The sequence below is a fragment of the Pseudomonas sp. 67(2021) genome (assembly GCF_017491835.1).
Lineage (GTDB): Bacteria > Pseudomonadota > Gammaproteobacteria > Pseudomonadales > Pseudomonadaceae > Aquipseudomonas > Aquipseudomonas atacamensis.
Window position 1 is genome coordinate 1 of sequence record NZ_JAFGYL010000061.1, and the last position, 564, is coordinate 564.

Below are 564 nucleotides of genomic sequence, written 5' to 3' on the forward strand. Positions count from 1 at the left end.
GCGACGCGGCGACCGAGTGATCGGTCTCGGGCGTGTCGTCCTCGTGGTCGCGGAGCACGACGAGCGAACGCGCGTCGAGCGCGATGACATCGCCCCCCGAGCGCGGCCCGGAGTCGGCGAGATGCCCGGCGGTGTCCACCACGACGTCCCACCGCGGGCTGTACTGCGCCGCCGGGATCGTGAAGTCGATCGGCTCGTCGCTCCCGTTGAACAGCACGAAGAAGTGCCGATCGGTGATGGGCTCGCCGCGGCGATCGCGCTCGCGGATACCGTTGCCGTTGAGGAACACCCCGATCGCGCGGCCGAACCCGGAATCCCAGTCCTCGGGCTGCATCTCGGTGCCGTCCGGCCGCAGCCACGCGATGTCGGGCACCGGCGCGCCCTCCTCCCGGCGGATCGGGCGGCCGTTGAAGAAGCGGCTACGCCGGAACGTCGGATGCTCGCGGCGCAGGCGGGTGAGGGCGGCGGTGAACTCGATGAGCGGCTGGTCGATCTGCTCCCAGTCGACCCATGTGATCTCGTTGTCCTGCGCGTAGCCGTTGTTGTTGCCGCCCTGCGTGCGGC

1 pseudogene is annotated in these 564 nt (G+C 70.7%); it reads right to left on the bottom strand.

Annotated elements, in window-relative coordinates:
- A pseudogene (locus J5M66_RS26490) lies at positions 1-564 on the bottom strand (glycogen debranching enzyme); the annotation flags it as partial.